Raw genomic sequence first — 20,551 nt, 5'->3', positions numbered from 1 at the left:
GTTTTACGATTTGTTCACACTGTTACATTTCCTTCTCAAATAAAATGGCCTCAATTCCTAAAAGGAATTGAGGCTTCACTAAAATTAATTCAATTGATCATCAAAGAGGTCTTCCATGCTTACTCCCTGTTCAATTAAAGTATGCTTAAATAACACGGATTGTAACGATACCTTCGATTTGCTTGATTTTTTCTTCCAAGTCAGGAATGATATCACCGCTTATTTTATTGTCAATATCAATCATCGTATACGCGTATCCCCCACGGCTTCTGTTTACCATGTCAGCAATGTTTAAATCATGGCTTGATATTGCTTGTGTAATCTGCCCAACCATGTTTGGAACGTTTTGGTGGAAAGCTGCTACACGTTGTTTTCCTGTATAAGGAAGGGTGGTATTTGGAAAATTCACTGAGTTTTTGATATTTCCTGTTTCTAGAAACTCCTTCACTTGGCGAGCTGCCATAATGGCACAGTTTTCTTCTGATTCTTGGGTAGAAGCACCAAGATGTGGGATTGGAATTGTATTTTTCATTTTCAACACATTTTCATTTGGGAAGTCTGTAATATATCTTCCGACTTTCCCACTTTCAAGTGCAGCTTCCATATCTGTTTCATTCACAAGCTCACCACGTGAGAAGTTCAAAATATGAACTCCTGGCTTCATGATGCTAAATATTTCTTCGTTAAACATTCCTGCAGTGTCATCTGTTAACGGAACGTGTACAGTAATATAATCAGAGTTAGCGAACAATTGTTCAATCGTCATAGCGCGTTGTACATTGCGAGACAAGTTCCAAGCTGTATCGACAGAGATGAATGGATCAAAGCCAATCACATCCATGTCTAAATCAAGCGCATCATTCGCGACAAGTGCACCAATCGCGCCTAAACCAATTACACCTAGAGTTTTCCCTTTAATTTCTTTTCCAACAAATTGTTTCTTTCCTGCTTCTACAAGCTTTGGAACTTTTTCGCCTTCACCTTCTAATGTCTTTGTCCAAGCCACACCGGCAAAAAGGTTACGAGATGAAGCCATTAATGTTGTTAGTACCATTTCTTTTACAGCATTAGCATTAGCACCTGGCGTATTAAAAACAACAATACCTTGCTCTGTACATTTGTCAACCGGAATATTATTAACACCAGCTCCTGCACGTGCAATTGCTTTTAATTGATTGCCGAATTCGATTGCATGCATATTAAAACTACGAACAACAATTGCATCAGGGTTTTCAGTATCATTGTCGATAGTATAGGTATCGTTATTAAATACATTTAGCCCACTTTCTGTAATATTATTTAAAGTTTTGATTGTTTTCACTTTGTCTAAAATTAATGTGCTCATATTATTTACTCCCCTTTTTATGTATGCTAGTTTTCAAATTCCCCATAAAGAAACTTGTCACTATTCAAATTTTATGAAAAGCTGCATTGTCTATAATAATAGCATTTAAAAGAAGTATCTACTTCAATACTTACTCCTAATATACAGAAAGAGGCAAGGGGAATTTCCCTTACCTCTGCCCAGGCGAACGGCTACGACACTATATGCTCCCTCACGGTTATCCGCGTTTCGCCAGTTACATATAGTCTTTTCATTTATTATATTTTATCAAATTATTCAGCAATCTTCAACTATCATTTTAAGATTAATCCACTTTAGTTCTTTTGAATGAATTGTTTGGTACAATTTTCTCTTACACTTGATATGGTTTAACTCAATTTATGATAAACAACCATGTAACAGAATTCACTTCAATCCAATTCTAATGCCCTTCCAATACAACTTGGTTGTTAGCAACTAAAATATGAATCACACATACTGTAGAAAACTATATCTCTTGATATTAAAGCGTTCTCAGACACTTTAGGTAATGTAACTTTACTTCCGATTCTCTCATGTAAAGATATCTTTATTCGTCAAATCAAAATACACAAGTTTTTAATTATTCTCAAATTAATATGCAGGTATTCATTTTAAACAGTTTGTTTTAAATCAAGTAAAGAAAGGATTTCAGCCTTCCTAGTAGTTAATTTATAATCGCCGCGATCTCGCGGTTTAGGTTCCGAAATTATTATCGTCTCATACAATTCACCAGGTTGGCCTCTAAGGATGAATATCTTGTCACATAGAAATAATGCTTCATCAATATCATGAGTAACAAGCAACATGGTTGTATTCTGTTGTTTCCAGATGGAAAGCAAAAGCTTCTGTAGCTGCATTTTTGTAAAAGCATCAACAGCACTGAATGGTTCATCGAGTAATATAACCTTGGGCTCAGTTACAAGTGCCCGTGCTAGTGCTGTCCGTTGGGCCATCCCCCCTGAAAGATCCTTAGGATAAAGCTTTTCAAATCCCGCTAATCCTACTAGCTTGAGCAGCTTTTGAATAGTAGAGTTGCTATCACCCTTCATTCCAAAACCGACATTTTGTTCCACTGTTAGCCACGGCATTAAACGGGGCTCCTGAAACATCATCCCGACCTTCTCCTTTTCCCATGTGAACTTGCCCGTATAGTCCTTGTCAAGCCCTGCTAGAACTCGAAGCAATGTACTTTTCCCGCAGCCGCTCGTGCCTAGGATACCGATGACTTCCCCTTCCTTGACGGTGAACGAAACATCTGTAAAACCAACCTGTTTATTATTAAATGTTCGCGAAACTTGCTCTACGGACAACATTCTAAGTCCCTCCTAACGTTGATTTGCATAACTATCTTGCCATCTTAGTGAGCGTTCTTCAATAAATTTTAAAAGCCAATCAGTGAATTTCCCAAGAATGGCGAATAAGATAATACTTCCGATAATAACATCAGGAGAATACGTATTCTGTCCCACTATTAGCAAGTATCCGAGTCCTTTTGAGGCTCCCATGATTTCAGCAGCGACAACAAACATCCAACCAAGTCCGAGTCCACTTCGGATTCCTGTTAATAATGAAGGAAGCGATGCGGGAAGAATAATTTTGCTGACAATTTCAAAGGACGTATATCCATAGATTTTACCGACTTCAATCAGTTTTCTGTCTACACCCCGTATCCCAGCAACCATATTCAGATAAACTGGGAAAAACACTCCGACTGCGATCAATATTACCTTAGAGGATTCCCCGATGCCCATCCATAAGATAAATAATGGAACCCAAGCAAGAGATGGAATGGAGCGAAAGGCTTGAATAATTGGATCTATTAATTCTTCGAAAATCTTCATATAGCCGACCAGTGATCCGATTATAACTGCTGTGAATGTTCCGATAAGAAAACCGGCAAATACCCTAATTAAAGTTGTTCCAATATGTCCCCAAAGTGTTCCTTCCAATGCCATCTGATACAGCCCTTCTACTATTACTGAAGGTATAGGAAGAAGGTGTGATTCGATTATCCCCATCCTGCCGGAAGCTTCCCAGATAATCAACAGTGTCAACGGCAGGATGCTGCCAAGCAATACTTTACGATTTGTCTTCAGTTTTGTATATCGTGATTGTTTTGTTTTATTCGCCTTAGTTAATACTGCATGCTCACTATGCTCCAACATTCTTTTCTCAATCCCTTCTGATCCATCATTTGAGTACTTTTACGGCAAATTTAGAATTAAGAAGTTTATCAGTCAACTTCTCAACATCTGTCGAACTTTTTAATAAACCATTTTCTTTTAGAACTTCACCTGACCCTATAATGATAGCCTTTTGTTCATTACTTGGAATCGGTTCTGAAAAGTCATTTCGTTCCAATTCCTTTTTTGCTACTTCTAATGAAATGCTAGCTTCTTTAGCAAGTATTTCTGTCGTTTCATCTGGATGGGCAATTGTCCACTGACGTGCTTCTTCATATGCCTCAAGGACTTTCTCAACATAAACGGGGTATTTCTCAGCGAATTCCTCGCGAACATCAAGTGTGCTAAAGCTATTGAAATCTGGGTTACGATAAAAGATTTGAATGTCTGACTCCAATTCGACCTTTGCCATATGAGGGTCAAGACCAGCCCAGGCATCAACATCACCCGATTGTACGGCTAGGGCACCGTCACTATGCTGTAAGTTGACAATTTCGACATCTTTTGAGGAAAGACCAGCTTCCTTCAGGGCTCTCAACAGAAAAATATAGGGGTCAGTACCAAGTGTAGCTGCAATACGTTTGCCTTTTAAATCAGATACAGAATTGATTGTACCTTTTTTCGCCATAAGTGCTGTCCACTCTGGTTTGGAAGAAATATAAACGGTTTGGATTGGTGTACCTTTTTCTTTGGCTAATAGTGCAGCCGCACCGGCAGCGGAACCGAAATCAACACTCTCTGAGCTAAGGAATTCTAACGCTTTATTTGATCCTTGACTAAGTACAAATTCAACTTCAATGCCTTCATCTTTGAATTTTTTTTCAGCAATGCCCTGATCCTTTAATACCAAACTGACCGGTGAATAATACGCATAATCGAGGATAATTTTCTTTGGTTTAGCATCTGTCCCAGTACCACTTACATCATTCGAGCAACCAGAAAGCAATATTAATCCAATTAGTACCAGTGTACTTCTAAGCCTATTCTTCATTTTAATACCTCCACTTTCCCCTATTTTTTCTTCTACCCATAAATTAAATAGTCCCCATTTGTTTACTTGGTTTAATAATCATTAAAAAACCCTCTTTCTAGTAAGAAGAGGGTTTTAATAAAAAAACCTCCCTCATCTTTCAGATCACATGATCTGCAGGATTTAGCACCTTTTTAAGCATTCACTTAATGGTTGCCGGGCTTCACAGGGCCTATTCCCTCCGCCGCTCTCGATAAGAGTGTATTTATTATTTAATTAGGGTGTTCATCTGTTTTGAAGTATAAATCACCTGAAAATGAATGTCAATAATTTTCTGAATTTTCAATTCGAGTTTCAGGCAATATTTTGGCTATATAAAAAAGGTTGATAAATTTAGAATCTTAATCTAAAAATGCGTCCTTATCCTACAAATAGGAGGCCATGATATTCTCATCAAATTAAATTTTCACTTACCTTAAATGAAAGAAGTGAAACAACTTGTTTATATTTCAAGTTATCAAATCAAACTAAATTAATCTTTTTTTGAACTCAATCGTTCTAACTTTTCTTTATTAATAATAAAATATTTTCTTCCTTTCTTTTCTAATAATCCGTCTTCATGGAATTGGTTAAGTGTGTATAATAAATGTCGATAGCTTACCCCCACGTATTCTGCTGTTTCGGTATGCTTCTCTTGAAAGCATCCATCGTTTTCTATTTGAAGAATATATTTCGCCAATCGGTTTTTGAATTCATAATCTTGCATCTCTGTGTAATGATCTGTTCTTTTTAGTAATTTATCACCTAAATATTTTGATAAATTATGGAGAAAAAGATTGTCATTTAACAGATGTTCTTTCGATGAAGCCAACGGAACCGCCAAGCAAGTGCAGTCATTTATAGCCACAACATCTTTTAAATTCTTTTCCACCTCAATCAAGGATAATTCACCAATAAAATCATCTTTCTTTAGAAACTGAATCAGCGCACGTTTTCCATTTTCGTGTACTATATATATTTTTGCCCGCCCATCCAATAATAAAAATAAGTACTGAATATCTTCATCAAAACGCACTATATATTCATTAGAAGAAAACTTACAAATAAAAGCCTGATGTAAAACTGCTTTCGGAAAAGTTTCTTGAATATCATTATATATATCTACAAAATTTTCAGCGTAATCCTTCAAATTGATTTTTTTCATTTTATCACCTCAATATGAGATATCTCCTATTATTATATTCTTCCTTTCGATATATTACTACCAAGAGGTGGATAGGAATGAACAAATACAAACATATTATTTTTGACTTAGATGATACGATACTTGATTTTCAAGATTCAGAAGAAAAGGCTTTAAGACAAATGATTACGCAATACGAGTTGCCCGATAACAAACAAACCATAGCATGTTATAAGCGCATTAATGATGAATTATGGCATCAATTAGAGGAAGGCTTGATTTCTCGTGAAGACGTGCTGACAACGCGTTTTTCACTTTTTTTGAAGGAATTTCATATAGATGAAAACGGAACAAAAGTTGAAGCCATGTACCGTGAGCATTTAAACCAAGGACATAAGACCGTTACCCATGCACATGAATTATTAAATGCTTTAATTAAGCAAGATTATAAATTATATATTGGAACAAACGGTGTAGGAAAGACTCAAAGAAAAAGATTAGGAGATGCCAAGTTACAAGGATATTTTGAACAACTTTTTATCTCCGAAGAAATTGGTTATGAAAAACCGAATCCCCATTTCTTTTACTATATTTTTGATGCCCTGCATATAAATCGTAAAGAAGAATTTTTAATGATAGGTGATCGTTTAACATCGGATATTCAGGGAGCTATCAATGTCGGAATTGATTGCGTATGGTTTAATCCTAAGAGAATCATGCCTAAATCAGGTTCACCTAAGAGCACATATACGATACCAAATTTAATGCAAATAATAGACTTATTAGAGGAATATTCATGAAAAAAGTAATTCAATCGATTCTCCTTTATATAGTAAGTGCTATTGGCATTAGTCTTACATTAAAAGCAGATGTTGGAGTAAGCAGTTTTAATGCGATGAATTTATCCGTATCTGAATGTACTTCCATCAAAGTTGGCACAATTACATTCATTGCAAATCTCATTTTTCTAATCGGTTATATCTGCCTATGCGAAAAAAAGGATTTTAGAAAATTTACTTTGATGTTCATTTCCATCTTGTTCTTTGGAATGGTTATTAATTTTTTCCTCTATACTATTTTCGGTATGATTCACATAGAGAATTATTTAGTAAGAATGGGACTATTTATATTCGGTGCGATACTAGCCGGTGGAACAATAGGCATTATTTTATCATTAGATATTATTCCTTTTCCTATTGAAAGTTTATGTTTACGAATAGCCGAATTAACAAAACTCACTTTCTCTCAATACAGATATTGTGTCGATTTATTCTCCATTCTTCTATCAATAACAATATCACTACTATACAATTTACCAATCAATATTCGAGAAGGAACGATTATCAGCTTCTTCTTATTGTCCGGCATTATTTCTTATACACGATTGAAATTTGAAAACTATCAGCTGAAACCAAAAACTCAATAAAAAGCATGACTAAAAAATAACCTTTGTAAATTATCAAGACCTAAAATATAAAAAGTTGTCCATATTAGTCATCATGTATAATATGGACAACTTTTTTACTTCTGGCATCATAAATGGTGTAAATATCTCAATAAGTTCCCATTGAAAAAACTGGAGGAATATTATGAATAAACTACTTACAATCGATAACCATAAGATAACTTTTTTAATTTCAGCTCAGCCCTTATTTATATATTCTAGCCTCTCTATATTTTAACATAAATATCCAATTCATTAAGTGTTATTCCGAAAAATGACCCGATTGTTGAACAAGCAGGGATGGAGAGCACCGTTCTCACCATAATAAACCTCTGCATAAGCAAACTTTAATTGCTCTCTAAGTTGTTTATTATCATCTTCTAATTTCTTAATCTTTCGTTTCAATGATTCAATAAGGGCATCCTTGTTGCTCCCATTTATTTTTCGCTTAACTTTTTTTGGTGTAGGTACTTGTGATTGTTGCTGCCTTAACGCTTCAATCCGTTTGTGAATATCGACATGGTAGAGCTAGTATAGTTAAATTCTAAATGATCAAACCTTTTTGTAAAGCTACAAATATAAATTATTATGAGTATTTTTTGACCAGTAAGAACTGTTTCATCAAATTGTGGTTAAAATAACAAAACATAACTATTATTTTGGATATTCATTTGGAGTTACCATAGTGAAATAGAAAACAGTTTAAAAATATCTATTCAATTTATAGTAAGATAATAAAAAGGTATTTTTTCAGAAAAAGAAGATGGCCTCGAGTTTTTATACTCGAAGCCATCTAACTATCTATCATCAATAACCATTCATAATTTCTTCACATACGTCCTTGCTGTAAATAGACAAAATAGCGCCAAGGCAGTTATTCCAAATATCGAAATATATGGAGCTAATTCAAAGCCCCAAAACTCGCTCATTTCAGGCATATAATCCACTCCTTAGTTAGTTAAATGATTCCTGTATCACGCATCCTGGCTTCACCGAAGCTTGTAAGAGAATATTTAAATAATAACTTACCCTTACTAAAGTGCTCACCCTTGTCTAACTTTTCATCAATGGTTTCTATAAGCGCTCCTGAAAACAAATCAGTTAATGTTACTCGGACATTCCCTAAGGCATATGCTCCAGCCAACCCGTATTCTTTCAGAATTTGCTTGGCAATATCATAATCCCATATTCCTTTGTCTGGTCTTTCCATCGTATGCTCACGTATGATTTGTAGAATCCTTCCTTTAATGTGGATTTTCGGCATTTATATCGCCTCCTCTTTTTCTTTCTTGTCTGAAGGTACGGTACGGATGACTTCTAGTACATCCCGTTTTTCAGTAAACATGACAAACCCGCCTATAATAACAACTAGCGCCCCTAAAACGAAATTCCATTCTGGCGGGGTAAGTGTGAAGATACTGATAAAAATGATGGCAAAGATTCCATATAAGTCTCCGATTGCTTGGCCTCTTCCAACGCCAATTAATGGGAAGGACTTGTACCATGATACGTAGCAAAAACCAAATGTAATGCCGGCTAAAAGCAGCCAAGTTATCGGTAACAATGTCATCGTTTTTGCGATCATTGGCACAATGGGCACATCACCAAATAGGATAAACAGCGGAAAGATTACTGCTACCCACCAGAAAACTTCACCCGTAAATCTAAGTGTTAAGCCAATATCAGGATCTGTAACATCCAGTGCTCGTCCAGCAATGGCGCCTTCAATTCCCCAGCCAACGGCAGCCATTAATCCGCCCAAGTATCCTAACCAAGCGCCTGAGCTATCTTTCAGCTCACCTAAAATACCAGGCGCAAATACGACGATCCCGCCGATAATAATCATGGCGATCCCGATAGCAGCCCTTCGAGTTATTTTTTCCCCGTACCATTTGTACGCTAGTATAGAACCTACAATGGGATACATTAATGCTGCTACTGCCGCAAAAACACCGCCAATAAAGCCGATCGCTAAAAAACTTCCGAAAATAGCCATCGGTCCGCCGAAAATTGCGGCTACAAAATACCATTTCGTCACTTTTTTAAACTGAACAATCGTCCGTCCGTAATCTTTCCATTTACCTAAAACGCCTGTCCACACAAACATAAACAATAAAACAGCGATTGCATTTAAACCGGCTATCACGGCTGCCGCTGTCACGTATTCAGAATTTGTTTGAAATGGCATGGAAACGAAAGGAAACTCATACCAAATTGCTGATCCAGGTACATACCATGCTCCCCACAATATGGCTGCCCATAAAGCCCACATAAAGCCCAAACGTACTGTCTTCTCTTTGTGTTTAGTTCTAGCAATATCCACTAAACTCATAAATGCTCCTCCTAATGAAATGATTCCAGCTTCATTTACATATCCTAATGTTCGCTGAAATTCATTACCGTTATCATCTAAGAAACTATACGTATATTCAACAACTTCCATAGGCTAAGTTCAGTCGAGAAGAATTGCACATTTAACACTTTAATAATCAAGAAAATCATTGTTTCGGCTATTCCTAAATAGTTAATGTTTCTAAAAAGAAAAACTCTCTTTTCCCTAGTTGAATACTTAGAAAAAAGAGGTTATTCTACACGTTGTTCATTCTTTTTTTCATTAATGATTCGTTTAATGTTTGATCACCTCAACTTGCCATTCAATTATATTGAATAGCACTCTTTGAAGCTTTTAGTGCTTTCTGCATAAGGACGATTTCTTCACTTAAAGCGGTCACACGTTCTAATACTTCTTTATCAACTAGTTCATTTTGAGGACTAAAATGGTCATTATGAGCATAAACAAATCCTGGTGCAACAAATGCACGGAAATATCCGGCAATTGGCTTCAATTGATTTTCAATGACTAAATAATGTTGATATGTTCCCCCTGTAGCAATAAAGCCCATTACTTTATTGCGAAAATCTTTCGGATGGATTAAGTCGAATAAGTTTTTAAGAGCGCCAGTAATAGAACCTTGGAAAATTGGAGTACCAATAATATAAAAATCTGCTGTGGAAACAATATCGATCACTTTCTTCGTATCTCCCGTATACGATGACGGATTACGGCCATCACAGAACTGAATATTATAATCCTTCAAATCAAGCAATTCTACTTCAATTTCCGGGTTGTTTCGCTTTACTTCGTCTAATACTTGTTGAACGACAACTCGTGGTTTCGATCCAGTAATTGTTCCTGATATCCCTAGTAACTTCATGCTAAATATCCTCCCTATACTAATATAATCCTGTTGGCATATGCCGAGTTAGCGGAAACAAGGATTTACTTGTACCATCTTTCGACTTTCATAACAAATGCTCTTGATATTTTTTGGTTATTCAAAAGCTAAAATTACAAAATATTCAGAAAATTTTTCCGGAAGTATTTGACTCATAATAACAAATAAACGAAAAACTTACGGAATCCCAGTGCCATTTTTACCGAGATGATGTCAATTGTTTTAGGATGAAATGGGCCATACCCTTTCAAAAGAGGTATATACCAGAACCAAACCACTTCGTTTCGGTCCTGGTATATAAATAGAAATTTAATTTCGTCTATAATTTACTCAAACCATGGAACATCGATTAATGTATTGCCAATCCACTCACGTAAAATTTCATTTGTAGGTCCCATTATTGCACCAGCGCGACCATCACGTAAATATTTCTCTACTTGACCTGTCAAATAGCCTCTTCCTCCTGAAACTTGTAGCGCTTGGTTCGTTACTTGAATAACGATATCAGCTGCATGAGTTTTTAATTGCCAAATTGGGAATAGGCATTCTCCTAGTGGCGTCCCATTTGCAATAGCTTTGTCCAGACCTTCGGCTGTTCGATAAAGCATACTTCTTGCACTGTCCACCATGATTTGAGCTTTCGCCAATTCATGACGGATGACTTGATAACTAGCTACTGATTTTCCGGTATCAGCATGAACCTTTTTCTTCGCACCATTAATCGCTGCATTAAGAGCACCTTGTGCAATACCAGTCCAACAAGCAGCTGTTCCTAATAAAAACAGTGGATCGATTGTATTATCATTGTGATAATTCATCCCGCCTTCACTGCCGAGACGGTTTTCAGCCGGGACATATACATCTCTAAATTTCATTGGTCCACTAGAATTTCCGCGAAGTCCCATTGCAGAGAATGGAAATTGCGTAATCCCCTCTTGCCCATTTTCTACAAGTAAGAACATTAATTTATCAGAATTTGTACTTTCTGGATACGTTGTCGCCACGACATACCAATCAGCTTCTCCAGCACTTGTAACAAATGATTTATCGGCATTCAATGAGTAGCCATTACCAAGACGCGGGGCTTCACTAACTACATTCCAAAAGTGACTTCCAGTTGCTGGTTCACTAAAAGCTAACCCGCCGATTTTTCCTCGAAGAACATCAGGAATAAAACGCTGACGCTGCTCTTCGTTACCAGCTGAAAATAGTGTTTGAACAGCAGCTGTATGCATAACCCAACACATCGTTGAAGATGCACAATATTGTGCGAAACTTTCAGATAATACGGCAAAACCAGTAAGTCCAGCTCCAAGTCCACCATACTCTTTCGGAAGGGTAACAGCGCCAAATCCTGCTTCAGCAATTTTACTTATACTTTCACGAGGATAGCGGCTTTCCTGATCAGAAATTGCAGCTCTTTCTAGCAATTCACTTTTTCCAAGTGCGTGTGCCTTCGCTTGTAATTCTTCATAACCTGGAGGGCAAGTCCACCAGCTTGGAATTTGCATAATACCTTCATTTAATACTGTGTTAGAAACTGACATGATTCTTCACTCCTCAGCAATTTTTATTTAAATTAATAGGATATCCGTATGATTTAATATGGATGTAGATTAATACAGGTATAGATTCAATTAAATGACTTTGTCTTTCGAAATCTCATCTTCCATTTCAAGCATTTTAAAATAGCTTCGTGTAGTAGGACCCGGTTCAGTATTTTGAGTAAGCATGTTCAAAGCATTGGATACTTCGATGCGGCGATATGTTTCAGTTACACGCCCATTCGTTTTAAGTGAGTTCCGTCGTTCTAGTAATAGAGCCATTTCTTCATTCGAAAGGTCTTCTGAAATTTTGATAGTGTCAAGTACATTTTTTTCTGCAGCTTCACAACTGGTGATCTGGATATCGCTATTTTCAACACGACCTGTCGGAGAATAGGCCAATGCACTAACAATTCGATGTTTCGCACTATTTAATGTTTCTTTTAAAAAAATAGGTTGGATAGGCGTAATGTCTTCCACGAGCAACCGTGTAATGCCGCGATCATTAATCGCTTCTAAAATTTGTTCAGGATCATCCTCAACGACAATTTCTTTATGTGGCGGCCAAATATCCATCCAATAATGGGTCATATGCAGCTTCCCTACATGGAAGATAAAAAACTCGGGATAAATAAACTGTTGCCCAGGCTCAACACCAAGATTAGGTCGAAAAAAATCATAAAATCTTGTAAGTGCCGACATTAGTAAACTACTCGCACCAGTTCCGCCACCTGTTTCTCTTACGACCACTCCAACGCGGTCATATTCATTGAAATTCGGGAAAATATCTTCTAACAGTACCTTCTGACCTTCTAATTCAAAGTCAAAGTCCTGATAGCTCATGGCATTGACTGTATGCATCGCTGGATCCCCCCTTTTTTCATTTAAGGTAAATTAGAATATTTAAACGTTATTCAGTTGGGGTCATACTGTTTTTTATTTATGTTCCAGCATGTTTTACAAAAATGATGGTTCAGGTATACGATGGGCTGTATAGAAAGCTTCTCCATCGCTCTCAGCATCAAAAATCACCGGTACATTAGGCGTGAAGATGACGACATCTCCTGCTTTTGCTACATATTTTTTCCCTTGTTCATCACGTAAGATAAATTGCCCTTTGATGACGAATTTCACCTCTAAAAATTCATATACAAATTCAAATTCTTCACCTGGTTGCATATCGAAGTATCCCATTGTAATGGCATTTTCTTTTGATGTAACAGGAACATCAATAATTTGGCTTTTTAGTGCTGGGATTCCTAGCAGTCCATTTAATTCTTTCTTTTGGTAAGTGCCTGCTTTAATAATTTGGAAACCAGGTGCTTTGCTCAAATAATCATAGTTTTTTGCTTCTGTTGTTTGTTGGGACATATATATCCACTCCTATCAGTTTTTTTATTATCATATATTCAAATTCTATTACTCACTATTTTTATTACTTAGATAAACGAGGGTTCAGGCTGACGATGTGCGGTATAAAAAGCGTCTCCATCGCTTTCACCGTCGAATATAACGGTTGTAGTTGGGCTGAAAACGAATACATCTCCTTCTTCAGCGATATACTTTTTCCCTTGCTCGTCACGAACAATTATTTTCCCTCTATAGACGATTTTTATTTCTAAAAATGTGTACGTGAATTCGAAATCTTCTGAATTTTGCATAGAGAAGTAACCCATTTGTAAACCATGCTTATCTGTGCAAACCGGAACATCAATAATTTGGCTTTCAAGATTTGGAACACCAAGAATTTTATTTAACTCCTTCTTTTTATATGTCCCTGCTTTAATGACCTTCACACCTGGCTTATCGTTTAAATACGTCAATTCATCTAACCATGTAGTTTCTGTGCTCATTTTTGTACCTCCATTATTTTTTATTTTTATTTTATAATAGCCCGGAAGTAATAACCGGTTTATTCATCAAATTATGTTTAGGCTGTTGCTCCAAAAACGTGAACGATCCAGGAGACAAACGTTTTAGCCAGCTTATATGAATTTCTTCCTGGTTCTCTAATATTCGTTTACTATGAGCAGGAGAAATTATTTTAGTAGCATCTTGGGTGACTAAGACGACTTGTTTGTCTGTTTCATCCCCTTTTGAAACAATTACTTCATATACTCCAGGGGGAGGAAGTAGATAATAAGGACTCGGTACTATTTCAACACTTTTTTTATTTGAAAAAACCTGCCCTTTGATTTGATAATGCTCCCCTAAGTAACGGTGAACAATGTCCATTTTTCCCGTAGAAATTAACTTTCTTATTAAAGTAGAACTTATCTTTTCACCATTAATTGCCACTTTCTTTACTTTTATTCCTTCAATGATGTGGTTAGAGTCCGCTTTTATTCGATCCATATTCCCTTCTCCAAATTGACCATAAGTAAAGTCAAATCCAGCAACTGCATACTTTACTCCAAAGTCAAGGAGATATTTTTGTACAAATTGCTCTGGTGTTAATGAAGCAAAATCTTGATCGAATTCCACGATGTAAAACTTTTGCACACCTAACTTTTTCAAAATCCGTTGTTTAGCAATCATCGGCATTAAATATTGAATTTTTTTCTTATCTCGTTTAAGCACTTCTTTGGGGTGGGGGAAAAAGCTCATACATGCAAGTTGTAGTTGCTTTTCATCAGCGATTTTTATAGCTTCGTTGATAACTTGTTGATGACCTAGATGAACCCCATCAAAAAATCCTAAAGCAATTGCACTTGGTTCAGATTCTGCTAGACACAAATGCCTGTTGCTTTCATTTACATAAATGACTTCCACATATCCGCCTCCTAACAGTTCATTTATAGAATTGAAGGTTTAAGTCAGTCGATTTGCTAACAATAAGCAACTCCAGTGCTTTCACCGTCAAATATAACTTTATAGTTGGTCTTTAACACGAATTGATCAACTGCTCCGGCATTATGTTTATCTCTTGTTTGTTAGCGACAATCATTTCTTCCCTGCATACAAAATGTATTTCTAATTGTTCTAGAATGAATGATGATTATACGTGATAGCGTTTACATAACGAACGGTCAAATAATCTGAATTACGATAGTAGCGTTCGTTTCATTCAAACTGTGCATCTCTTCTTGGCTGTAACTTTTTTCTATACATGTATCATAATATTTATTTATAAAGTTATCCTAAAGTCAATCTAAACTAACGATAAATTTTCAATAAATTCCAAAAAATATAAAATTCCTCATGAATTTTCGCTATTTTACAGGATTCATGTCGACGGATGAAATGATATCGAACACTTAAACAAAAAAATAGGGTGTCCCAAAAAGCCTGTCCTCACACTCTATAAACCGTTTAGTATGCTATCACGCGTTAAATAAACGATATATAGGAAATGTGAATCTAACCTTTTTATTTGGGCACCCTTAATTCGTCAATTGTAAACAAGAAATCTAGTTTGTTAAATGTTTCAACGTTTGTTGTCGGAATAAAAACTTAATGTTGTTCTAAAGTCACATTTTGTATTAATGTAATGGGCATTTCCCTCCATTTGCTAAATAGTTACTTATATTGCTTAAAAGTCTGATAGCTCTACTAATGGCAGCACAATCGTAATCGTCGTTCCTACACTTACTTTACTTTCTACTAAAATATGTCCATCGTGTAGGGTAATAATTTTTTGAACGATAGGCAAACCTAATCCATTTCCTTGAATTTTTTCGGTACTTGTTCTTTTCTCTCTAAAAAATGGAAGAAATATTTTTTCTTTATTATTTTCCGATATACCAATTCCGTAATCTTTGAACTTAATAATCAAGTTTTCATTTTGTTGGTAGGCAAAAATGTCTATTTTAATTTTCTTACCACTTTTTGATTTTGAATACTTAATGGCATTTTCTAAAATGTTAATAAAGGCGCGATTCATTTTCTTAGGATCAACAAAAATGAACAATGAACCTACTTCATAGTTTTTAGTAATTTCAATATCGGACCCTTCTGATCGGATCGCAATCATGTTTAACGATTGCTCTATCAAGAAATCAAACGGAATGACTTCTTTTACGTAATCTCCATCATCATCCGTGTTCATATCAAATAAGTCATTAATTAATTGGATAATATGATTACTGCGTAGTAGTATGGAATTCATAATTTCTTTTTTCTGGATTTCAGGAAGTAGCTGATGATTAACTAAGATTTCCGTGTATTCTCTTACGGACGTTAATGGCGTTTTTAAATCGTGAGAAATCTGTGACATAAATTCTTTTCGCCGTTTCTCAGATTCTTGAAGTTGTTGGTTTGTGTTAATTAACCGTTCATTAGCATTTTCCAACTCTTTCGTTCGCTCTAACACTTTGTCTTCCAGTTGATGAGCTTTTAAGTTTAATTCCCCAATTAATTCTTGGATTTTTCGGTTCATAAAATTAAACGCTACCGCCAAGTTACCAATTTCATCTTCTTGCTCAATATGAAGTTCTTTCACAAAATTGCCGTCTGCACTTTCTCTTAGCGCAGTAGTTAATTGATCAATTGGTTGGGTGATTGTTCGTGAAAAACGGTAGGTCATATATAAAAGAATAATGATTCCGAAAAGTAAAAATACTAAAAGATGAGATAAAAAAAGCAGCATATGCTTATTCGTTTGTGCCTCTGTACTTTTGACAATTGGTTCGACAATATCAGATTCTGAAATGATAAAATTGAGACGCCATCCGTTATTTAATGATGAAGATAAAAGATACGCTTCTGAATTGGAATAGGTTATTGGCAAGACGCCTTCTTTATTTTTTATAGCGCTATTCATAAGGGGTACGTTCTCCTCGATCCCCTCTGCTTTCGTTTGTCCCGAAATAAAATTACCTTTATCATCAATTAAAAAGGCAAAGGCGTTTGGTTCACTGAATTTGACGTCCATTAATTTGTTTGTAATGTTTTCAATGGGTACATCTAGACCTACCATTCCTTTAAATTCGACGGAATTCAAATAAACGGGTGCCCCGACTGATATTAGCCAATCCTCTTTCGTTACATCCCCCATAGGTTTAGCCGACCATATATAAGGTTTCGTCCATTTTACTTTCCGTTGTGGATTTAAAGCAACTGTATAAAATTCATAATCTTGAAAACGCAGATTAGGTGCAAATTTTTTTGAAGAAATGGCAGCCTCAACGTCTAAAAACGGATAATATAACCAAGAAGAACTAGGTAACGCTAAGTATACGGCATTGATCATCGTTTCATTTTCCATCGTTTGAACGAACAATGGTTCAAGTTGCTTTGCTATTTTCAGTTCATTTGTTACTGTATCAACCAAATCGCTTGATCTCGAACTAATAAAAACATTTGTTTTTTCATATTTATCGTCAAATGTTTCCCACAAGTAACCCTCTTTTCCCTTCGTTACATGTAATTCATTTGAAAGAGCTAGATTAGGCCGACTATAAATAGTTTCAGCTTGTTTTTGAATTAATCTTAATGTATTTTCGAGATTGTGCAAATCTGTATTCAAATTTTGAGTTTCTTTTTGTAAATACAAGAGTTTTTGTGATAAAACTTCTTTTTTGGTATTGGCTATTTGATCTTTCATAATTTGATTTGATAGATTGCTTCCTTGATACATACTGTATGCAGCGATCATAACAAAGGGAATAAAAGAGATCATTGTTGTAAATGCTAATATTTTAAAATAGTGGGATTTTTTTAACTTAAATGGACGTTTGAACAAACTTGTAGCCGACCCCCCTCATTGTAATAATGTAGGCTGGGTTTACTGGATAATCCTCAATCTTTTTCCTCAAGTTTGAAATATGAACGATAATCGTACTTTTCTCACTAAACGAATCATATCCCCAAATTTGATTTAAAAGCTGTTCCGCTGAAAATACTTGATTTGGATGCTGGGCAAAAAAAGTAAGCAATTCAAATTCCTTTGCTGTTAATTCAATCACTTGTCCATTTCGCTTTACTTCCCGAGCTGATAGATCGATGACGATATCATCAAAAGTGATTTGCTTTTTCAACGTATTTTGATTGTGATTAATTGAATTTCGTCTTAAGTGGGCTTTAATGCGGGCGATTAGAACTCTTGAGTTGAAGGGTTTTTCAATATAATCATCGCCCCCCATTGCAAAAGCAAGAATTTTTTCCTTATCTTCATTATTACAGGTTACATACAGGATGGGTACGGCTGTCATTTCTCTCAGTTGCTGACATAAATCAATTCCATTCATATCGGGTAATTGTATATCTAAAAGAATAAGATCTGGTGTTTTTTCCCGAACTTTTTTAATAGCATCCATTCCAGTTGAAGCAATCGTATAGGCAAACCCTTCAAGTGATAAATTCATTGATAAAATCTTCTGAATATCTGCATCGTCTTCAACAATTAAAATTTCATCCAAGTATGATGACCTCCAGCTATTAAATTTTAAATATTATCTGAATTTTCACTCTATGTATGTTTAATAAAGATTATCAAAAAATAAAAGCGCTTTCAATCTTTTTGAAAGAATATCTGACATTTTATATGATTAATCTAAACACCTTTATATGTAGTACACAAATATCAGTTAAAAAATAGGATCTCTACCCTTTTCCTTTATTTATATATTTTAACACAAGACACCAATTATTTTTTACACTAAAAATAATTTTAGAGGCTTTATTAGGTGAAAAACGCAGAATTTCTGTAATAAAGAGATTCTACTTTTCTAAAGAGTCCATTATTTTTTATTAATCTAATCAAATGGCAAAACAGCTGGATAGTTGGCATAATTAAATCCCCAATACAGCAGCAAAAATTAGTTCAAGATGAGCATTATCTTCTTATTTCAAACTACGGTTTAAGAAGGCTTTAGTTCGGTCGAACTGAGGATTCGTAAACAAATCGGCTGGATGTCCTGATTCGATAATTTCCCCGTTATCTATAAAAATGGTCCGGTTTGCTACTTCCTTAGCGAACTCCATCTCATGGATATCTACAATTATAGTCATGGGTTCTGCAGCCAAGTGCTTCATTACTTGCAGGACTTCTCCGATAGATTCCGGATCCAAGGCAGAAGTGGCTCAGCAAACAGTAGAATATCGGGGTTCATTATAAGAGCTTGGGCAATGGCTATCCTTTGTTTTTGGCCGCTCGAAAGATTTGCTGGGTAAGCCGTTGCCCGATTAAAGAGCCCAACTTTCTCCAGAAGCTCAGCACTTCGTTGTTAGATTATACTGGATGGCTCTTTTTTCAACACTCTGGGGGCGACCTCCAGATTATCTTTGACTGTCATGTTTGGGGATATCTAATGTATTAGCAAACTATAGTATTTGTTTGTTATTGGATTCTATTAATATTATATGATTTTAATTCCTTCAATGATTGGTTATTCATTGAAGGAGTTGGATCTTGCCACAACCTTGCTTTTTTATTTAGCGCGTTTTTTGTGTCTTCTCTAATGTCAAACTACTTTAGGACATTCAACTTATCCAATACTTGTTTCGCGTTCTCCCGCGCTTTTTTTGTGCTATTTGCAGTAGCTAGAGCAACTGCAACCCTGCGACCAACCTTTGTTACTGGTTTTCCAAATACTCGAACTTCTGTATTAGGTACAGCTAACGCCTCATCTAACCCACCAATTTTGTAAGTATTTAATTCTTCTGCTGCTTTTAACGGACGGCTGGCACCAGGTGTAACCTGATTAATTGTAGGGATTGGGTATCCTAAAATCGCTCGAACGTGCAGGGAAAATTCCGATAGATTTTGGGTAACAAGAGTGACTAAACCGGTATCATGCGGACGCGGAGATACCTCACTGAAATAAACATGATCCCCCGAAAGGAAAAGTTCTACCCCAAATATTCCATATCCCCCAAGCTCATCCGTAATGGTTTTGGCAATCTTTTTAGCTTCTTGGATTTGTTGTTCCGTCATATCATGTGGCTGCCAGGACTCTATATAGTCACCATCTTTCTGAATATGGCCAATCGGTGCACAAAACATTGTCCCATTTGCAGCACGTATAGTCAGAAGTGTAATCTCCGAATCAAAATGAATGAACTCTTCAATAATCACCCTTCCGTTTTGTACCCTGCCTCCATTCTGCGCGACCTTCCAGCATCCTTCTAATTCTATTTCAGAGCGGCAAACACTTTGCCCTTTCCCTGAAGAACTCATAAGAGGCTTTATCACGCAGGGAAAACCGATTTCTTGTGCCCCTTGTACAAATTCTTCATACGTGTCGGCAAATTCATATTTAGCAGTAGGAAGATTAAGAGTTTCAGCAGCTAAGCGACGAATACCTTCGCGATCCATCGTTAGCATGGTCGCTCGTGCTGTAGGAATTACACGAAAGCCTTCATCTTCCAATTTAATAAGTTCAGATGTAGCAATGGCTTCTATTTCCGGTACAATCAAATCTGGTTTTTCAGTTTCGACAATCTTTCGAACTTGCTGTGGGTCTAACATATCAATCACATAACTTCGATCAGCCACTTGCATAGCAGGTGCATGTTCATATCGGTCAACAGCAATCGTCTCAACGCCAAGCCTTTGCGCTTCAATGATGACTTCTTTTCCTAATTCACCTGATCCTAATAAAAGGATTTTTTTTGATTGATACAAATGAATTTCCCCCTCTGTCTAGTTTAAATCATTATAAACGAATTTTTTTTATAAAAAAA

18 protein-coding genes, 2 pseudogenes and 2 riboswitches are annotated in these 20,551 nt (G+C 36.0%); of the genes and pseudogenes, 2 read left to right on the top strand and 18 right to left on the bottom strand.

Translation table 11 applies throughout. The features are described 5' to 3' along the window. Positions 1-145: 145 nt before the first annotated feature. The 5 genes from ACIQZI_RS08055 to yeiL form a co-directional block, all read right to left on the bottom strand. A complete protein-coding gene (locus ACIQZI_RS08055; protein ID WP_062179538.1) occupies positions 146-1,345 on the bottom strand; it encodes a phosphoglycerate dehydrogenase in 1,200 nt (399 codons plus the stop codon). 170 nt (positions 1,346-1,515) lie between these two features. Next, positions 1,516-1,594, bottom strand: a riboswitch (ZMP/ZTP riboswitch). A 383-nt stretch (positions 1,595-1,977) separates the two neighbouring features. Then, the gene (locus ACIQZI_RS08050; RefSeq protein WP_403071398.1) at positions 1,978-2,679 is read right to left on the bottom strand and encodes an ABC transporter ATP-binding protein; all 702 of its coding nucleotides are present in this window, start codon (positions 2,677-2,679) and stop codon (positions 1,978-1,980) included. 12 nt (positions 2,680-2,691) lie between these two features. Continuing rightward, on the bottom strand, positions 2,692-3,531 hold the full coding sequence (locus ACIQZI_RS08045; RefSeq protein WP_403071395.1) for an ABC transporter permease: 840 nt from the start codon (positions 3,529-3,531) through the stop codon (positions 2,692-2,694). Between the two features lie 25 nt (positions 3,532-3,556). After that, positions 3,557-4,540 carry an aliphatic sulfonate ABC transporter substrate-binding protein gene (locus tag ACIQZI_RS08040; RefSeq protein ID WP_062179530.1) on the bottom strand — a complete coding sequence of 328 codons (984 nt, stop codon included), beginning with the start codon at positions 4,538-4,540 and terminating at the stop codon, positions 3,557-3,559. A 129-nt stretch (positions 4,541-4,669) separates the two neighbouring features. Then, positions 4,670-4,779, bottom strand: a riboswitch (SAM riboswitch). Positions 4,780-5,051: 272 nt separating this feature from the next. Continuing rightward, positions 5,052-5,723 (bottom strand): transcriptional regulator YeiL, encoded by a 672-nt coding sequence (gene yeiL / locus ACIQZI_RS08035; RefSeq protein WP_403071392.1) that lies wholly within the window; start codon positions 5,721-5,723, stop codon positions 5,052-5,054. 77 nt (positions 5,724-5,800) lie between these two features. On the opposite strand from yeiL, the gene ACIQZI_RS08030 reads away from it, so the two are divergent. Together ACIQZI_RS08030 and ACIQZI_RS08025 are read left to right on the top strand one after the other, a co-directional pair. Further along, positions 5,801-6,502 carry a YjjG family noncanonical pyrimidine nucleotidase gene (locus tag ACIQZI_RS08030; protein ID WP_403071389.1) on the top strand — a complete coding sequence of 234 codons (702 nt, stop codon included), beginning with the start codon at positions 5,801-5,803 and terminating at the stop codon, positions 6,500-6,502. Continuing rightward, on the top strand, positions 6,499-7,128 hold the full coding sequence (locus ACIQZI_RS08025) for a YczE/YyaS/YitT family protein (protein ID WP_403071386.1): 630 nt from the start codon (positions 6,499-6,501) through the stop codon (positions 7,126-7,128). The genes ACIQZI_RS08030 and ACIQZI_RS08025 overlap by 4 nt, the downstream gene beginning before the upstream one ends. A gap of 342 nt (positions 7,129-7,470) precedes the next feature. Here ACIQZI_RS08025 and ACIQZI_RS08020 read toward each other — a convergent pair. The 13 genes and pseudogenes from ACIQZI_RS08020 to purT all read right to left on the bottom strand — a co-directional run. Next, positions 7,471-7,653 (bottom strand): annotated as a pseudogene (locus ACIQZI_RS08020) (DUF6262 family protein); the annotation flags it as partial. A 451-nt stretch (positions 7,654-8,104) separates the two neighbouring features. Beyond that, positions 8,105-8,410: a hypothetical protein gene (locus ACIQZI_RS08015; protein WP_062179528.1), complete on the bottom strand. Its 306-nt coding sequence runs from the start codon at positions 8,408-8,410 to the stop codon at positions 8,105-8,107. Next, on the bottom strand, positions 8,411-9,589 hold the full coding sequence (locus ACIQZI_RS08010) for an EamA family transporter (RefSeq protein ID WP_253722418.1): 1,179 nt from the start codon (positions 9,587-9,589) through the stop codon (positions 8,411-8,413). Positions 9,590-9,800: 211 nt separating this feature from the next. Beyond that, a complete protein-coding gene (locus tag ACIQZI_RS08005) occupies positions 9,801-10,361 on the bottom strand; it encodes an NADPH-dependent FMN reductase (RefSeq protein WP_403071381.1) in 561 nt (186 codons plus the stop codon). A gap of 347 nt (positions 10,362-10,708) precedes the next feature. Further along, the gene (locus ACIQZI_RS08000) at positions 10,709-11,929 is read right to left on the bottom strand and encodes an acyl-CoA dehydrogenase family protein (RefSeq protein ID WP_062179520.1); all 1,221 of its coding nucleotides are present in this window, start codon (positions 11,927-11,929) and stop codon (positions 10,709-10,711) included. A 90-nt stretch (positions 11,930-12,019) separates the two neighbouring features. Further along, positions 12,020-12,787 (bottom strand): hypothetical protein, encoded by a 768-nt coding sequence (locus tag ACIQZI_RS07995; RefSeq protein ID WP_403071377.1) that lies wholly within the window; start codon positions 12,785-12,787, stop codon positions 12,020-12,022. Positions 12,788-12,883: 96 nt separating this feature from the next. Continuing rightward, positions 12,884-13,297, bottom strand: coding sequence for a cupin domain-containing protein (locus ACIQZI_RS07990; RefSeq protein ID WP_062179516.1), 414 nt, complete (start codon positions 13,295-13,297; stop codon positions 12,884-12,886). A gap of 68 nt (positions 13,298-13,365) precedes the next feature. Beyond that, entirely contained in the window at positions 13,366-13,779 is a 414-nt protein-coding gene (locus ACIQZI_RS07985) for a cupin domain-containing protein (protein WP_403071373.1), read from the bottom strand. Positions 13,780-13,810: 31 nt separating this feature from the next. Further along, on the bottom strand, positions 13,811-14,698 hold the full coding sequence (locus tag ACIQZI_RS07980; protein ID WP_403071370.1) for an adenylyltransferase/cytidyltransferase family protein: 888 nt from the start codon (positions 14,696-14,698) through the stop codon (positions 13,811-13,813). 760 nt (positions 14,699-15,458) lie between these two features. After that, positions 15,459-17,522: an ATP-binding protein gene (locus ACIQZI_RS07975; protein WP_403071367.1), complete on the bottom strand. Its 2,064-nt coding sequence runs from the start codon at positions 17,520-17,522 to the stop codon at positions 15,459-15,461. 67 nt (positions 17,523-17,589) lie between these two features. Beyond that, on the bottom strand, positions 17,590-18,285 hold the full coding sequence (locus tag ACIQZI_RS07970) for a response regulator transcription factor (RefSeq protein WP_403071364.1): 696 nt from the start codon (positions 18,283-18,285) through the stop codon (positions 17,590-17,592). Between the two features lie 424 nt (positions 18,286-18,709). Beyond that, positions 18,710-19,167 (bottom strand): annotated as a pseudogene (locus tag ACIQZI_RS07965) (ATP-binding cassette domain-containing protein); the annotation flags it as partial. A 167-nt stretch (positions 19,168-19,334) separates the two neighbouring features. Beyond that, positions 19,335-20,492, bottom strand: a complete 1,158-nt coding sequence (gene purT, locus ACIQZI_RS07960; RefSeq protein WP_403071361.1) for a phosphoribosylglycinamide formyltransferase 2 — start codon at positions 20,490-20,492, stop codon at positions 19,335-19,337. Between the last annotated feature and the right edge of the window lie 59 nt (positions 20,493-20,551).

The organism is Peribacillus sp. NPDC096379 (genome assembly GCF_044762875.1).
Lineage (GTDB): Bacteria > Bacillota > Bacilli > Bacillales > DSM-1321 > Peribacillus.
This window is presented reverse-complemented; position numbering and strand designations above follow the sequence as displayed.

Bases quoted from the DNA above. Each gene is read 5' to 3' on its own strand.
- ACIQZI_RS07975 (WP_403071367.1), bottom strand. From the start codon at position 17,522: ATGATCGCTGCATACAGTATGTATCAAGGAAGCAATCTATCAAATCAA.
- ACIQZI_RS08050 (WP_403071398.1), bottom strand. From the start codon at position 2,679: ATGTTGTCCGTAGAGCAAGTTTCGCGAACATTTAATAATAAACAGGTT.
- yeiL (WP_403071392.1), bottom strand. From the start codon at position 5,723: ATGAAAAAAATCAATTTGAAGGATTACGCTGAAAATTTTGTAGATATA.
- ACIQZI_RS08025 (WP_403071386.1), top strand. From the start codon at position 6,499: ATGAAAAAAGTAATTCAATCGATTCTCCTTTATATAGTAAGTGCTATT.
- ACIQZI_RS08005 (WP_403071381.1), bottom strand. From the start codon at position 10,361: ATGAAGTTACTAGGGATATCAGGAACAATTACTGGATCGAAACCACGA.
- ACIQZI_RS08015 (WP_062179528.1), bottom strand. From the start codon at position 8,410: ATGCCGAAAATCCACATTAAAGGAAGGATTCTACAAATCATACGTGAG.
- ACIQZI_RS07985 (WP_403071373.1), bottom strand. From the start codon at position 13,779: ATGAGCACAGAAACTACATGGTTAGATGAATTGACGTATTTAAACGAT.
- ACIQZI_RS07995 (WP_403071377.1), bottom strand. From the start codon at position 12,787: ATGCATACAGTCAATGCCATGAGCTATCAGGACTTTGACTTTGAATTA.
- ACIQZI_RS07990 (WP_062179516.1), bottom strand. From the start codon at position 13,297: ATGTCCCAACAAACAACAGAAGCAAAAAACTATGATTATTTGAGCAAA.
- ACIQZI_RS08040 (WP_062179530.1), bottom strand. From the start codon at position 4,540: ATGAAGAATAGGCTTAGAAGTACACTGGTACTAATTGGATTAATATTG.
- ACIQZI_RS08045 (WP_403071395.1), bottom strand. From the start codon at position 3,531: ATGTTGGAGCATAGTGAGCATGCAGTATTAACTAAGGCGAATAAAACA.
- ACIQZI_RS08000 (WP_062179520.1), bottom strand. From the start codon at position 11,929: ATGTCAGTTTCTAACACAGTATTAAATGAAGGTATTATGCAAATTCCA.
- ACIQZI_RS08030 (WP_403071389.1), top strand. From the start codon at position 5,801: ATGAACAAATACAAACATATTATTTTTGACTTAGATGATACGATACTT.
- ACIQZI_RS08055 (WP_062179538.1), bottom strand. From the start codon at position 1,345: ATGAGCACATTAATTTTAGACAAAGTGAAAACAATCAAAACTTTAAAT.
- ACIQZI_RS08010 (WP_253722418.1), bottom strand. From the start codon at position 9,589: ATGGAAGTTGTTGAATATACGTATAGTTTCTTAGATGATAACGGTAAT.